15 protein-coding genes and 1 tRNA gene are annotated in these 14,509 nt (G+C 44.6%); 12 read left to right on the forward strand and 4 right to left on the reverse strand.

What is annotated here, in order from left to right; translation table 11 throughout:
• Positions 1-164: 164 nt before the first annotated feature.
• Genes rfbB through GC130_RS00015 form a run of 3 tightly spaced genes read right to left on the reverse strand, consistent with a single transcriptional unit; the run spans position 165 to position 3,551 of the window.
• Positions 165-1,217 carry a dTDP-glucose 4,6-dehydratase gene (rfbB, locus tag GC130_RS00005; protein WP_151996196.1) on the reverse strand — a complete coding sequence of 351 codons (1,053 nt, stop codon included), beginning with the start codon at positions 1,215-1,217 and terminating at the stop codon, positions 165-167.
• Positions 1,214-2,245: a UDP-glucose 4-epimerase GalE gene (gene galE / locus GC130_RS00010; RefSeq protein WP_151996197.1), complete on the reverse strand. Its 1,032-nt coding sequence runs from the start codon at positions 2,243-2,245 to the stop codon at positions 1,214-1,216. Before galE ends, rfbB begins: the two co-directional genes overlap by 4 nt.
• Positions 2,235-3,551: a UDP-glucose/GDP-mannose dehydrogenase family protein gene (locus GC130_RS00015; protein WP_151996198.1), complete on the reverse strand. Its 1,317-nt coding sequence runs from the start codon at positions 3,549-3,551 to the stop codon at positions 2,235-2,237. Before GC130_RS00015 ends, galE begins: the two co-directional genes overlap by 11 nt.
• Positions 3,552-3,745: 194 nt before the next feature.
• Here GC130_RS00015 and GC130_RS00020 point away from each other — a divergent pair, with 194 nt between their 5' ends.
• From GC130_RS00020 to GC130_RS00050, 7 genes are all read left to right on the forward strand, one after another.
• On the forward strand, positions 3,746-4,909 hold the full coding sequence (locus GC130_RS00020) for an acyl-CoA dehydrogenase family protein (protein WP_151996199.1): 1,164 nt from the start codon (positions 3,746-3,748) through the stop codon (positions 4,907-4,909).
• Between the two features lie 56 nt (positions 4,910-4,965).
• Positions 4,966-5,160, forward strand: a complete 195-nt coding sequence (gene rpsU / locus GC130_RS00025) for a 30S ribosomal protein S21 (RefSeq protein WP_151996200.1) — start codon at positions 4,966-4,968, stop codon at positions 5,158-5,160.
• Between the two features lie 48 nt (positions 5,161-5,208).
• On the forward strand, positions 5,209-6,087 hold the full coding sequence (locus GC130_RS00030) for a tyrosine-type recombinase/integrase (RefSeq protein WP_151996201.1): 879 nt from the start codon (positions 5,209-5,211) through the stop codon (positions 6,085-6,087).
• A 26-nt stretch (positions 6,088-6,113) separates the two neighbouring features.
• Positions 6,114-6,410, forward strand: coding sequence for a ribosome hibernation-promoting factor, HPF/YfiA family (gene hpf, locus GC130_RS00035; RefSeq protein ID WP_151996202.1), 297 nt, complete (start codon positions 6,114-6,116; stop codon positions 6,408-6,410).
• 110 nt (positions 6,411-6,520) lie between these two features.
• Positions 6,521-6,910: a TraR/DksA C4-type zinc finger protein gene (locus tag GC130_RS00040; RefSeq protein WP_151996203.1), complete on the forward strand. Its 390-nt coding sequence runs from the start codon at positions 6,521-6,523 to the stop codon at positions 6,908-6,910.
• Between the two features lie 21 nt (positions 6,911-6,931).
• Positions 6,932-7,498, forward strand: coding sequence for an SMC-Scp complex subunit ScpB (gene scpB, locus GC130_RS00045; RefSeq protein WP_151996204.1), 567 nt, complete (start codon positions 6,932-6,934; stop codon positions 7,496-7,498).
• 26 nt (positions 7,499-7,524) lie between these two features.
• Positions 7,525-8,655 (forward strand): pseudouridine synthase, encoded by a 1,131-nt coding sequence (locus GC130_RS00050; protein ID WP_151996205.1) that lies wholly within the window; start codon positions 7,525-7,527, stop codon positions 8,653-8,655.
• A gap of 262 nt (positions 8,656-8,917) precedes the next feature.
• On the opposite strand, the gene GC130_RS00055 is transcribed toward GC130_RS00050, so the two are convergent.
• Positions 8,918-8,990: transfer RNA gene (locus GC130_RS00055), tRNA-Phe, on the reverse strand.
• Between the two features lie 85 nt (positions 8,991-9,075).
• On the opposite strand from GC130_RS00055, the gene GC130_RS00060 reads away from it, so the two are divergent.
• The 5 genes from GC130_RS00060 (at position 9,076) to GC130_RS00080 (ending at position 14,436) form a co-directional block, all read left to right on the forward strand.
• Positions 9,076-10,410 carry a (Fe-S)-binding protein gene (locus tag GC130_RS00060; protein ID WP_151996206.1) on the forward strand — a complete coding sequence of 445 codons (1,335 nt, stop codon included), beginning with the start codon at positions 9,076-9,078 and terminating at the stop codon, positions 10,408-10,410.
• A 3-nt stretch (positions 10,411-10,413) separates the two neighbouring features.
• On the forward strand, positions 10,414-11,211 hold the full coding sequence (locus GC130_RS00065; protein WP_151996207.1) for a (Fe-S)-binding protein: 798 nt from the start codon (positions 10,414-10,416) through the stop codon (positions 11,209-11,211).
• A gap of 99 nt (positions 11,212-11,310) precedes the next feature.
• Positions 11,311-11,814: a hypothetical protein gene (locus tag GC130_RS00070; protein ID WP_151996208.1), complete on the forward strand. Its 504-nt coding sequence runs from the start codon at positions 11,311-11,313 to the stop codon at positions 11,812-11,814.
• A gap of 55 nt (positions 11,815-11,869) precedes the next feature.
• Positions 11,870-13,888 carry an OmpA family protein gene (locus GC130_RS00075; protein ID WP_151996209.1) on the forward strand — a complete coding sequence of 673 codons (2,019 nt, stop codon included), beginning with the start codon at positions 11,870-11,872 and terminating at the stop codon, positions 13,886-13,888.
• A complete protein-coding gene (locus GC130_RS00080) occupies positions 13,888-14,436 on the forward strand; it encodes a 2'-5' RNA ligase family protein (protein ID WP_151996210.1) in 549 nt (182 codons plus the stop codon). Before GC130_RS00075 ends, GC130_RS00080 begins: the two co-directional genes overlap by 1 nt.
• The last annotated feature ends 73 nt before the right edge of the window (positions 14,437-14,509 follow it).

Genomic DNA, 14,509 nt, shown 5'->3' on the forward strand with positions numbered 1-14,509 from the left:
ATCTTTGTTGGAAACCCCATATCTAAATATCTAGTCATATAACTAGATATAAAAATCACAAAAAATAAACTCAAAATCAAAATATTGAGCTTATTTATTGCTTATCTAGTAAAAGGCCAAAGTCGAGTGATTGGGCTTACGAAGAATAAGCCCAATCAGTTTAATCACCTCTTTTCGTATTGATCACTGTAGTACTTCATATAATCGCCTGAAGTAACATTGCTTAACCAGGCGTCATTGGCCAGGTACCACTCGACTGTTTTTTCCAGGCCTTCTTCAAACTGCAACGAAGGCTCCCAGCCCAGCTCTTTCATGATCTTGTTGGCGTCAATGGCATACCTCATGTCGTGACCGGCACGGTCTTTTACATACGTAATTAGCTTTTCAGAAGTGCCTTCGGCTCTGCCAAGTTTTTTGTCCATGATTTTGCAAAGAAGCTTCACCACATCAATATTGGTCCATTCATTGAATCCTCCAATGTTGTAGGTTTCTCCAATTGTGCCCTTGTGGAACACAGTATCTATGGCTCTTGCATGATCCACCACGTACAGCCAGTCCCTGATGTTTTCGCCTTTTCCGTAAACTGGCAAAGGTTTGCTGTTTTTGATGTTATGAATGCAAAGTGGAATAAGCTTCTCCGGAAAATGATAGGGCCCGTAGTTGTTCGAACAGTTTGTAACCACTACAGGGAGCCCATAAGTGTTGGCATAAGCACGCACAAAATGGTCTGAACTTGCTTTCGAAGCAGAGTACGGAGACTGAGGATCGTAAGAAGTAGTTTCGGTGAAGAAGCCCTCATCCCCAAGTGAGCCATACACTTCATCGGTTGAAATGTGGTAGAATCGTTTCCCTTCGAATGAGTCCTTCCACGTATCCTTGGCTGCGTTCAGCAGCGTTACTGTGCCAATCACATTCGTTTTGATAAACTCCATGGGGTTGGATATAGACCTATCTACGTGTGACTCAGCTGCAAGGTGCAGCACGCCATCAAATTGTTCATTTTTGAAAAGATCAAAAATGAACTTGTCGTCCGTGATGTCCCCCTTTACAAAAGTATAGTTAGGCAGACTTTCAATATCCCGTAAGTTTTCCAGGTTGCCGGCGTACGTAAGATTGTCAAGATTGAAAATCTTATAATCAGGATATTTATTAACAAACAGCCTCACCACATGGGAGCCAATAAAGCCAGCTCCTCCGGTAATTAATATTTTTTTCATTGTTTCAGTTTTGCCTGTGCTATTTCCCAGTCCCAGGCTGATTTTAAAGCTTCTTCAATGCCGAATTGAGTTTTCCAATTCAATTTTTTGTTAGCAAGAGACGTATCTGCATAAACTGCTTCGACATCTCCCCCCCTTCGGTCAACAATTTTATAAGGGATGTTAATACCTGTTGCTCTTTCGAATGCCTGAATCATTTGTATCACCGACATGCCTACTCCCATGCCCAGATTGTATACTTCGTATGAAGACTCCATGGCACCATTTGCAAATCGCTGCACGGCATTCACGTGTGCTTTGGCCACATCCATTACATGAATATAGTCCCTGACACAAGATCCGTCAACTGTGTTGTAGTCGTCGCCAAAAACTCTGAGAAACTCCCTTTTCCCGTGCGCCGTTTCTGTAATGAAAGGCACCAGGTGATGTGGCATCCCATGCTGAACCTCGCCGATTAATGACGTAGGATGTGCTCCAATGGGGTTGAAGTATCTCAAAGCTATCGCCTTTACGTCGGAGGCAACAGTTGTGTCTCTGATGATGTCCTCGCACATTTTTTTGGTGTTGCCATAGGGAGAAACAGCCTCCTGGATGGGGGCGTTTTCAGCGACAGGCAATACTTCCGGATTTCCGTACACAGTGCAGGACGATGAGAAAATTATTCCCTTGGTTCCAAACTTTGACTGGCACTTCAGAAGATTGATGGTTGACAACAGATTGTTCTCGTAGTACTTGAGTGGGTTATCAACCGATTCGTTTACCAGAAGGAAGGCAGCGAAATGGATCGCCGCCTTCATATCCGGATATTTTGCAAAAATCGATTCAAGTTCGCCATAGTTGCACATTTCAATTTCATGAAATATGCACCGTTTGCCGGTGATCTTCTCGATAGCATCTAATACTTTGACGTCCGAATTAGACAGGTTATCGATAATGATCGGCTCGAAACCGGCATTGATCAGCTCCACAACCGTATGAGAGCCAATATAGCCAAGTCCGCCTGTGACGAGAATTTGATTATTTGCCATCGACGTCTTTTCTACCGATGCTGAAGTAGGTAAATCCAAGATCTTCCATCGCTTGTGTGTCGTACAAGTTTCTGCCGTCAAAAATAACCTTAGACTTCAGCAGAGATTGAAGCTTATCAAACTCAGGCGTTCTGAAAACGGGCCATTCGGTCATAATAAACAGCGCATCAGCACCTTCAACTGCCGCATATTCGTCGTTACAGAATTCTATAGTGTCGCCAAAGAGTTCTTTCACGTTTTCCATGGCTTCCGGATCGTATACCTTTACTTTAGCACCAAGTGCAAGAAGCTCTTTAATGTTCTCTAAGGCTGGCGCTTCTCTAATGTCGTCTGTATATGGCTTAAATGCGAGACCCCAGATACCGAAAGTCTTGCCCTTTAGGCTTCCATTGTAAAAAGCTTTGGCCCGATGGATCAACTTGGTTTTCTGCTCCTGATTCACATCCATTACCGAGGTTAGAAGCTTAAAATCATATTTAACTTCCTGCGCCGACTTGGCAAGTGCCTGCACGTCCTTTGGAAAACAACTTCCACCGTATCCGATGCCGGCAAAAAGAAATCTTTTTCCGATCCTGGTGTCCGTACCAATCCCTTTTCTAACCATGTCAACATCTGCTCCCAGGAGCTCACACATGTTAGCAATCTCATTCATGAATGTGATTTTGGTGGCGAGGAAGGAGTTGGCTGCGTACTTGGTCAGCTCGGCCGATTTCTCATCCATAAAGATAACCGGGTTGCCCTGGCGTACGAATGGGGCATAAAGCTGATCCATTACCTTCTTGGCTTTTTCTGAGCTTGTGCCAATGACCACTCTGTCTGGCTTCATGAAATCATCTACTGCGACACCTTCTCTGAGGAATTCAGGATTTGAGACCACGTCAAAAGGCACTTTCGCATTTTTGGCTATTTGAGCATGTACCTTGTCGGCTGTGCCAACGGGCACTGTGCTCTTGTCAACAATCACTGTATACTCACTAAGAATTGGGCCCAAGTCGCTGGCCACTTTCAATATGTATTTAAGGTCAGCAGAGCCATCTTCGCCGGGAGGTGTGGGCAGGGCCAGAAAAATGATTTTGGCATCCTTGATACCTTCTTTAAGGTTGGTGGTGAAATCGAGTCTGCCTTGCTTAATGTTCCTTTCAAAGAGAACGTCCAAACCAGGCTCATAAATCGGCATGATCTGATTCTTAAGTTTTTCAACCTTCTTTTCGTCGATGTCAACGCACGTTACGTGGTTTCCCGTCTCGGCGAAGCAGGTACCTGTTACAAGTCCAACATAGCCAGTTCCAACTACAGCAATTTTCATATTGTTCGGATTTTCTTATTAGTCTGGTGCAAATCTATCAATCTGCAAAATAATTACACCAGTTCTTTCGGTAAATGAACGTTTTTTGGAGTTAATTAAACTCGGCGTTAAGACCAACTGTACGAGAATGCCGCTTGTCAGTTTAAACTAACGATGGATAATTACGTTTTTATTATATAGCCCGAATAAACAACATGGATACATTGACAAAAGAACGAAACGAGGAAGTCGAGTCGGAAAACCAAAGAATGATTGAGGAAATGGTGCGTGATTTTGCCGGCGTGGAAATCTCGCCAAACATCAAAAAATGGGATGAGTCCCAGCATTTTCCTAAAGAGCTATTTCATAAAATGGGTGAGCTTGGCCTTATGGGAGTGATGGTGCCGCACGAACTGGGAGGGTCAGGATTTGGCTATCTCGAATACATTACTGCTATCATAGAAATATCGAAAGTGGATCCTTCTATTGGACTTTCGCTAGCAGCACACAACTCTCTTTGTACGGGGCACTTGCTTCAGTTCGGAAATGACGAGCAAAAAAAGAGGTGGCTACCCAAGTTAGCCTCCGGCGAATGGATAGGCGCCTGGGGGCTTACCGAACCTAACACCGGCTCGGACGCAGCCAATATGAAAACTACAGCAGTGAAAGATGGAAATGAATGGGTGATCAATGGAGCCAAAAATTTTATTACCCATGGCATTTCTGGCGACATAGCTGTTTTGATAGCAAGAACTGGCAAAACGGGAGATTCGCATGGAATGTCGGCCTTTGCAATAGAACGGGGCACGCCGGGCTTTACTGGCGGAAGAAAGGAAGACAAGTTGGGCATGAGGGCGTCTGAAACAGCTGAAATGATTTTTCAGGACTGTAGAATACCAGCGGAAAACCTTCTGGGAGAAGTTGGCGACGGCTTTATACAATCATTAAAAGTTTTGGATGGGGGGCGGATATCAATAGCTGCTTTGAGCTGCGGAATTGCCGAAGGGGCTCTTAATGCTGCCTTGGCCTACTCCCAGGAGAGACATCAGTTCAATAAGCCTATTTCCTCATTTCAGGGAATTTCGTTTATGCTTGCTGAAATGGCTACCCAGTTGGAAGCAGCCAAACTGCTCACCTATCAGGCAGGTACCATAAAAAATAGAAAGGGGAAAGTAACAAAGGAATCTGCCATGGCGAAGTACTATGCCTCCGAAGTAGCTGTTTCAGTGGCCAATAATGCGGTGCAGATTTTCGGTGGCTATGGGTTCACCAAGGACTATCCGGTGGAGAAATTTTACAGAGATGCCAAGCTCTGTACCATTGGCGAGGGAACCTCCGAAATCCAAAAGGTGGTGATCTCAAGAGAACTATTGAAATAAATTTGAGTTTTTGGAATTAAAAACTTTATCTTTGCAGCCCATAATTAATTAACGAAATGATCGTAGTAAACATTAAGGAAAACGAGTCAATCGACAAGGCACTTAAGAGATTCAAGAAGAAATTCGAAAGAACAGGTGTTCTTAAGGAGCTTCGCAGCCGTACTTTCTTTGTTAAGCCTTCTGTAAAAAACAGAGAAGAAAAAATCAAAGCCGCCTACCGTCAGCAAATGATGGGTCAGGAAAATTTATAATAGCGGATATATTTCATAAGTTAGTGAATAAGGTGATTTCACTAACTTATGATTGATTCTTTTCTCAAATACCTCCAATTCGAAAAGAGGCTTAGCCCCCATACCCTTACCTCATATAAGAGTGATCTAACTCAGGCTGAGTCATTTCTAAATAGTGAATTTTCTTACGGGTTAAAGGATGCCAACTACCAGGCATTGAGAACCTGGCTTATCCACCTTGTTGAACAAGGCCTGGAGAGCAAGTCAGTCAACAGGAAGATTGCATCCCTCAAATCATACTACAAGTTTCTTCTGCGCAGAGAGGAGATAGAAAAAAGCCCGGCCGACAAGCTTAAGCCTCTCAAAACCCCCAAAATGCTCCCCTCATTCGTAAGGGAGAGTGAAATGACCATTCTACTTGACCAAATTCCTTTTCCGGAGGGATTTGTTGGTGTCAGAGATAAGCTTATTCTCGATTTTTTGTATGGCACAGGCATACGTCTTTCCGAATTAATTAATTTGAAGGATGAGGACATCAATTTCTATCAGGGGCACGTTAAGGTATTAGGCAAGCGAAACAAAGAAAGGGTGATCCCTATTCCAGCGCCACTTGTTGAAGAAGTTAGAAAATATATTACCCTTAAGAAGGGGCATTTGTCTGAAAATTTCTCTAACTTTTTGATAGTAACTGATGAGGGAGATAAAGCCTATCCTATGATGATTTACAGGACGGTAAAAGCGTATTTGAATATGGTTACTAGCTCGGAAAAGAAAAGTCCACACGTACTTAGACACACCTTCGCTACCCACTTGCTAAACAAGGGAGCTGATCTTAACGCTGTAAAAGATTTACTTGGTCATGCCAATTTAGCAGCTACTCAGGTGTATACACACAATACACTTGACAAGCTGAAGTCTGTTTATAAACAAGCCCATCCAAAGGCTTGATTGTTGTACCCTTAAATTTTAGTATTATGAAACTGCAGATGCATTCAATCCACTTCGACGCCGACATTAAATTGTTGGACTTCATTCAAAAGAAAACCGATAAGCTAAATACCTTTTATGACAGGATTATAGATGGCGAAGTATTTATGCGTCTCGAAAAGAATGATGTTGAAAATAAAGTAGTTGAAATAAAGCTGAATATTCCCGGCTCACAATTGTTTGCCAAGGAGCAGTCTAAATCTTTTGAAGCTGCAACCGATCTGGCAGTGGAAGCCTTGCGAAGGCAGCTGAAAAAATTTAAGGAAAAGCAAAAAGTCGCTTAAAAAGAAAGGCCCGTTTAGTAGCGGGCCTTTCTTTTTCAGGTATGAAAACATACATTTGCCTTATTTTTGAAAACCTTTGGGACGCCAGGTCAGGTAAAACTTGAAATGCTATGAGCCAAGACGAAAGAACCAGATACTCAGATGAAGAGCTTAGAGAATTTGAGGAAATAATCTCTCAAAAGCTCGATAAGGCACGAAGTGAGCTTAAATACATCAAGGAGTCGCTTAGCAGAAGCAACGATGAAGGCACGGATAATACTTCTGGAAACATAAAGGTGCTGGAAGACGGCGCCGACATGATGGAAAAGGAAAATCTGAGCCAGCTAGCCTCCAGGCAGCAAAAATTTATGGTGCAACTCGAAAATGCCATGGTGAGGATAAAAAATGGCACCTATGGCATTTGTGTAGATACCGGAAAGCTAATCTCTAAGGAGCGCTTAAAAGCTGTTCCTCATACTATGCATTCTATTGAAGCTAAATTGAAGCAGTCACGAAACTAAAGTAGTAGGGGTTTATAGCAGTTGGATTATCTTGTCAATCATATTGAAGCACTCATCTTTTGCTCACCCAAGCCAGTAAGGGATGAAGACTTGAAGAGTACGCTGGAAGAAATGTTCGGCACTGAAGTGCCTGGAGATGATATCTCCCTTGCGATTGAAAAGCTAAAAGAAAAATATAGGACGGAAACCTTTGCCTTCGAGCCTGTAAAGTCTGGAGGAGGCTATCAGTTTCTTACCAAACCAGCGTATCAGGCCAGTATCGGTATTCTGTTAAAGCAGCAATCGAAAAGAAGACTTTCTACCTCCTCTTTGGAAACGCTCTCGATTATCGCTTATAAGCAACCCATGACCAAATCGGAGATCGAGCAAATTCGTGGTGTCAATTGCGACTACGCTGTACAAAAGCTGCTTGAAAAAGAGCTGGTCGAAATTAAGGGAAAGTCAGAAGGGGTAGGCAGACCTCTTTTGTACGGCACAAGCAGCAAATTTATGGACTACTTTGGCATTAACGATTTGAAAGAAATGCCGACCCCCAAAGACTTTCTCAAAGAAGAAAATGAGATTGGGGAGACCAAATCGGAAGAATAACCCTTCTTTTTTATTACATTCCACTTATGAAGAAACCATTTAAAGGAGGAAAAAAATTCTCCGACGATAAGCCATCTTTTGGTGCGGGCAAACGCAGCGAGCCAGGCAAGAGAAGCGATGACCCTAAAAGGTCAGGGCCTTCTGCGAGGCGCAAGGGGCCTGCTACCGGCTCTGCTGACGGCTCAGGCCAGCCGTCGGAAGGCCGGAATAGGCGAGGTTCTTCAGAGGGCACCAGCCGTCCTAAGAGGTCAGCAGGGAGCTTTGGTGAAAAGCCGACTGGTCATGTGAAAAGAAGTTCGCCTGACAATGCTACGGAAGGAGCGTTCGAAAGAACTTCCCGCTTTGCCAGTAAGCCAAAAGGTAAAGGTGCACCAAAAGGCCCAAGAAAGGGTGGAGCGGCTGGAAAACCCTTCAAACAGAAATACGATGAGAAGCCTGTGTCTCCCAATGAGCCAGTTCGTTTGAATAAATACTTGGCTAATGCTGGCATCGCTTCACGCCGGGAGGCTGATAAGCTGATTGAAGAGGGAAAAGTGACCATCAATGGTAAGGTGGTAACCGAGCTTGGGCTTAAGGTAGGGCCAAAGGACGTTGTGAAGTTTGATGGAAGAGTGATGAAGGCTGAGAAGCTGGTTTATCTGCTGTTGAACAAGCCCAGGGATTTTATAACTACAGTTACCGATCCGCAGAACAGGAAGACTGTGATGAAACTGGTGGCTAATGCCTGTGAAGAGCGGATTTACCCTGTTGGCAGACTGGACAGGAACACAAGTGGGCTGCTACTTTTTACCAACGATGGTGAACTGGCTAAAAAACTGAGTCACCCATCTCACATGGTAAAGAAGATTTACTATGTTGAGCTGAATAAACCATTAAAGCCTGAGGACCTGGCTAAAATAAAGGCCGGACTGGAGTTGCAGGATGGCCCCGTTCAGCCAGACGACATTCAGATTGTATCGCCAGACTCGATAGGAATTGGCATCGAGATCCATGTCGGTAGAAACAGGATCGTTAGACGTATTTTTGAGTACCTGGGCTACGATGTAGTGAAGCTCGATAGGGTGATGTATGGAGGGCTTACCAAAAAAGACCTTACCAGGGGCACGTGGCGTATGCTTACTAAGTCGGAAATTAATATGCTGAAGAACTTCACCTAATTCAGCTTCACAGGCTTTAGAACCGCTGCTGCGTGGGAGCCATTCCGGTTCCTTGGTAACTTTTATGAATTGTTTTTCGGACTGCCGTAGGCCTGGAGCGTCGCTGGTCAACTATTTAGTATGCATGCATACTATTTTTCATAAATCCTTTATATCTTCGAAATAATGAAAGCAAAGTCGGATGACTATCGCTGCGTGAAGAAGTGGGATGAGGAGGATAGAAAAAGAAAATGCCTTCGCTAGCGAAGGCATTTAAGTGATGTGGTGCTGAGTGGATTCGAACCACCGACTCACGGATTTTCAGTCCGATGCTCTACCAACTGAGCTACAGCACCCTCAGAAATGAGAATGCAAAAGTATGGATTAAATGATTTGATCCAAAAACAATTTGAAAAATAAAGGAAACTAGCGACAAACAACATGACCTACCTTCCGCAAATTGCGTTTTTAGCTATTCTGGCCGTTGCGGGCTTTATGCTTTTCGGTCGAATCCGGCAGATAAGAAAGAATATTTTACTGGGAAGACCTCTTGATAGATCGGATCGTAAGAGTGAGAGATGGAAGACCATGCTGCTTGTGGCATTCGGACAGCAGAAGATGTTCAAGCGTTTTATTCCAGCCTTTTTTCATTTCTTCATTTATGCGGGCTTTCTCATCATTAATCTGGAGGTGCTGGAGTTTGTGCTCGATGGTTTATTGGGAACGCACAGGTTATTTGCTCCTTTTATTGGCAGCTTTTATGGAGTGGCCATCAATTTTTTCGAATTTCTTGCGCTGGCCGTTTTAGTTGCCTGTGTTGTCTTCCTGATAAGGAGAAATATTTTGAGGGTGGCGAGATTCGCAAAGCCTGAGATGAAAGGATGGCCTGCACTGGATGGTAACCTTATTTTGGTAATTGAAAGCATCCTGATGCTTGCGATACTGACTATGAATGCCACCGATCAGTTGTTGCAGACTCAATTGCCGGAGGCATATCATCAGACAGGCACTCTGTATATCAGCTCTGTGCTTATTCCATTATTCGACGGACTGAGCACTGGCACGATGGTAGTTGTTGAACGGTTTGCATGGTGGTTTCATATCGTTGGTATTCTGGCCTTCGCTATTTATGTTACCTACTCAAAGCATCTACACATTTTCATGGCGTTCCCGAACACCTGGTACTCCAACCTCAATGTGAAAGGGAAATTTGAGAACATGGAGACGGTGACCAATGAGGTGAAGATGATGCTGGGAATCCAATCGGACCAGGCCGCACCTCCGGCAGAGGTAGGAAGATTTGGCGCCAAAGACATAATGGATCTGAGCTGGAAGAACCTGATGGATGCCTATGCCTGCACAGAATGTGGTCGCTGCACCTCTGAGTGCCCGGCTAACATAACTGGCAAAAAACTTTCGCCCCGTAAAATTATGATGGATACGAGAGATCGGATGGAAGAGTACGGGAGTTTTCTTGCTAAAGGTGGCGAGCCTGGTGCAGATGGCAAGTCTCTTCTGGGTGACCATATCTCCAAAGAAGAGATCAACGCCTGTACCACATGCAATGCCTGCACCGAAGCCTGCCCGGTCAATATTGACCCTTTGAATATCATTGTGCAGATGCGCCAGTATGTGGCCATGGAAGAATCGGGCTCGCCAGCCTCGTGGAACACTATGTTTTCGAATATCGAGAATAATTTTGCCCCCTGGAAGTTCTCGCCCTCCGACCGGTTCAATTGGGCCAACGAACTGAAACAAGAACCTTCAAAAGACTAAACAATGGAGTATAAGATAGCAACCATGGCCGAAATGGCCGCCAAAGGAGAGTCGCCGGAAGTGTTGTTCTGGGTAGGCTGTGCCGGTTCTTTTGATGACCGTTACAAGAGAGTGACGACTGCCTTTGTTAAAATCCTAAACCATGCCGGGATAAAATTTGCAGTTTTGGGCCAGGAGGAGGCCTGCACCGGTGATCCGGCCAAGCGTGCGGGAAATGAGTTTTTGTTTCAAATGCAGGCCATGGCCAATATTCAGGTGCTTAATGGCTATGAAATAAAAAAGATAGTGACTGCCTGCCCTCACTGTTTCAATACATTGAAGAATGAATACCCCAGCCTTGGCGGCGACTACGAGGTGATCCACCACTCTACTTACCTGCAGCAACTTATCAATGAAGGCAGAGTGAAGGTGGCTGGAGGGGCCTTTAAGGGTAAAAAGATTACTTATCACGACAGCTGTTATCTCGGTCGGGCCAATCAGGTGTATGAAGCGCCTAGAGAGGTGATTTCCGCACTTGATGCTGACCTGGTAGAAATGAAGAGATGCAGGACTACTGGCCTTTGCTGCGGTGCTGGAGGAGCGCAAATGTTTAAGGACGCTGAAAAAGGGAACAAGGAAATTAATATTGAACGAACGGAGGAGGCGCTGTCAACCGGTGCGGAGGTAATAGCCGCCGCTTGTCCGTTCTGCATGACCATGCTGTCGGATGGGGTAAAGAACAAGGAAAAGGAAAGTCAGGTGAGAGTGCTTGATCTGGCGGAGCTTATTCTGGCGTCAAAACCTGACCTGTCAAATTCGTAGATGATTGGAACTTTAGTTTTATTGTAATTATTAGTAATAGCGACGGCTCGATTAGTTCATGTAGCCCCGGGCTTTTATATTTACTAAAAATTATAAGGCATGTTTATTCCTTTTGATCAGATGCAGGACACCAGCAGGTTGTGGGTGTACCAATGCGATAGATTCCTTACCGACGAACAGGTGGAGTGGCTTTCCGGTTCGCTTACTTCATTTCTTGATTCGTGGAAGGCCCATAACCAGCCGCTTACGAGTTCTTTTATTATAGAAAATAAGGTGTTTGTCATTATCGCAGTCGACGAAGCGTCTTATGGTGCTTCAGGTTGTAGTATTGATGCATCTGTTCACGAACTCCAAATACTTCAGGAAAAACTGAAAGTAGACTTTTTTACAAGAGACACCGTGATTTTTAAAAATGGTCAATCTCTTGAAAGGGTTAAGCTGCAAGAAATAAAGCCAAAAGTAGTGAGTGGTGAACTGGAGGCCGATTCTCTGGTATTCAATACACTGATAAGTACAAAGGAAGACCTGAAAGTAAATTGGCTGGTGGCGGCTGGAGACACATGGTTGAAACGTTATTTTAAAACTGCGCATACCTTTCAATAGGGACATTCGTTAAATTGAGTGTTTGAAGGTTGTACCTCGTTTAATAGTAGTTGTTATGAGAAACACCTGTTTGGGACTAGTATTGGGATTGTTTTTTCTGGCTGGATGCAGTGTTTCTAAAAAAGCAGAAAAGTCATATGCCAATGCGGAATATGACGTTGCTATCGACCAGTATCAGACACTGGTGAAGAAAAATCCACGAGATCCTGATCTCAATTACCGGCTTGCGGAAGCTTACAAGAAGTCAAATAAAATTGGCCAGGGAGCGCCCTACTATCGTGCTGCCATTCAGAATGGTATTGATGACGAAATGGCCTGGTTTGAATATGCTCAAGCCCTCAAAGCAGTAGGGAAATATGACGACGCTAAAGATGCGTTGAAAGACTACTTACTGAAAGCTTCAACGCCATCTATCAAGAAGCTCGCAGAAGATGATCTGGCGAGCCTTGAGAAGCTTGATCTTTTGAAAGACAGAGAGTCGTACTACAGGGTAAAAAACCTTGAAACGGTTAACACACCAGCTGCTGAATATAGCCCTGTTTACAATAAGGGCGACCTGTATTTCACCTCAAACAGAGATGGTGGAAAAGTGTACAAGGCCACTGGTACGGGTTTTACAGATATTTACAGTGTGAAAACAAGAGGTGCCGTTGTCGACCTCACCTCGCTGAAAGCCCTGGACCCGGTTATTAATGACCCGGGAGTTAACGAAGGGTCTGTTGCCTTTTCTTCAGATGGCTTTACGATGATTTTTGCCAAAGGCAACACAGGAAAAAGCAGTGATGCCGAGCAAATTAACTTGTTTTTTACCCGATATAGGAACGGGCGCTGGTCTACCCCAAGGCCCGTCAATGTCAATGAGCCTTCGTCGTGGGACAGCAGCCCGGCTATGAGTCCTGATGGCACCACTTTGTACTGGGCGTCGGACAGACCAGGCGGACTGGGTGGCAGCGACATTTATTCAGCTACCCTAAACAACCGGGGCCGTTGGGTGGATATCAGAAACCTGGGACCTGAAATCAACACAGCGGGTGACGAAGCATTCCCATATATGGCCGAGGATGGCTCGCTCTACTTCTCTTCCAACGGGCATCCGGGGCTCGGCAGCATGGATATTTTTGTGGCCAAACGACAGGGGGGAGCGATGAGGGTAGACAACCTTGGGGCACCTGTCAACTCGGAAGGAGACGATTTTGGCTTGTTCCTTTTTAATCCTACGAGAGGCTTCTTTTCTTCCAACAGACCCGGTGGAAAGGGCGATGACGACATCTATACCTTTGTCAATGACGACCCTAATTTGAAAATTATTAATTTCCATTTGGCGGGCACAACAGTCACACCAGGGGTTACAGGAACGGATGAGATTCTTGGCAATACCAAAGTGAGGCTTCTGGATGAAAAAGATGACAAGCTGATTAGCGAAACATTTACGGGTGATGATGGCTCTTTTAATTTTCAGGTTTTTGGAGAAGAAAACTATTACCTGGTTGCCGAAAAGCCAGACTACTTCACCACAAGGATCGACTTTAGCACTGTAGGTAAAACCCCTGACAGAAGCACACTTACTGAGCTGATCACTAACGTAACTTTTGAGACAAAAATTCGACTCGAGAAAATTATCATGCAAAAGCCGATCGTACTGGAAAATATCTACTACGATCTGGACAAGGACGATATTAGGGCTGATGCTGCAGTGGAGCTTGACAAACTGGCGCAACTCATGAGAGACAACCCTGAAATTGAAATTGAGTTGGCTTCTCATACGGACGACCGGGCACCCGACGACTATAACCTTGATCTTTCTGATAGAAGAGCCAGGTCGGCTGTCAGGTATCTTGTCACTCAGGGAATAAATGCTTCTCGAATGGTGGCCCGAGGCTACGGAGAAACGCAACTCATTATCAAAGATGCACAAACTGAGGAGGAGCATCAGGTCAACCGCCGCACCGAATTCAAGGTGACAAAATACGATAAGTCTAAGTTTATCATCGAAGACGAAGATCAGCCCGGCTCGCTGGAAGACGATGAGTTTGATAAGTATTTTAAACGAGGAAACGGGGGAGAACAACAGTAATGGCGCTCGACACTGTAAAGGTATTTTTACTCCCCACGGAGCCGGTCTATTCTCATATCCAAAAACTCAAGCTTCAGCTTAAGGAGAAAATAGGCAACTTTTTCTATTGGGACTATGAGCCGCACATTTCCCTTATTTATCTGAAAGTTGAACAGGGTCACCTCGAGCCGCTTGTGCAGGCTGTTGAAAAAGTAGTGACAGGTGTTCTTCCTTTCGACATCTCATTGAATAAAATTACGGCACCCGGCAGGGGTTTGATTTTTGTGGATGTGGAGAAGTCACTCCCTCTAAGAGTATTAACCAATAGCCTTCACCAGGCCTTCAAAGATTATCTGACTGGAGAGAAACCTCAGCACGAAGATTTTGAAAAATACCTGAGACACCACATCACCATTGGCAACTACATCAAAGGTGACAATTACGACAAGGCGATTAAGTTCCTTGCCAGTGCGTCTGTTCCCGATGCTTTCGAGTGCCGAAGAATTGTGATCTACAGGGAAGATCCCGAAACGAGGAAGAACATCCTTTTAAAGGAGTTTACTATCTAATCATAATCTACAGCCCAGTCGCTCGCATGTCTTCAATTAATTGGCTAAAGAAGGCGAACAATTCTTGTGGGTC

The sequence above is a fragment of the Imperialibacter sp. EC-SDR9 genome, from assembly GCF_902498805.1.
Lineage (GTDB): Bacteria > Bacteroidota > Bacteroidia > Cytophagales > Cyclobacteriaceae > Imperialibacter.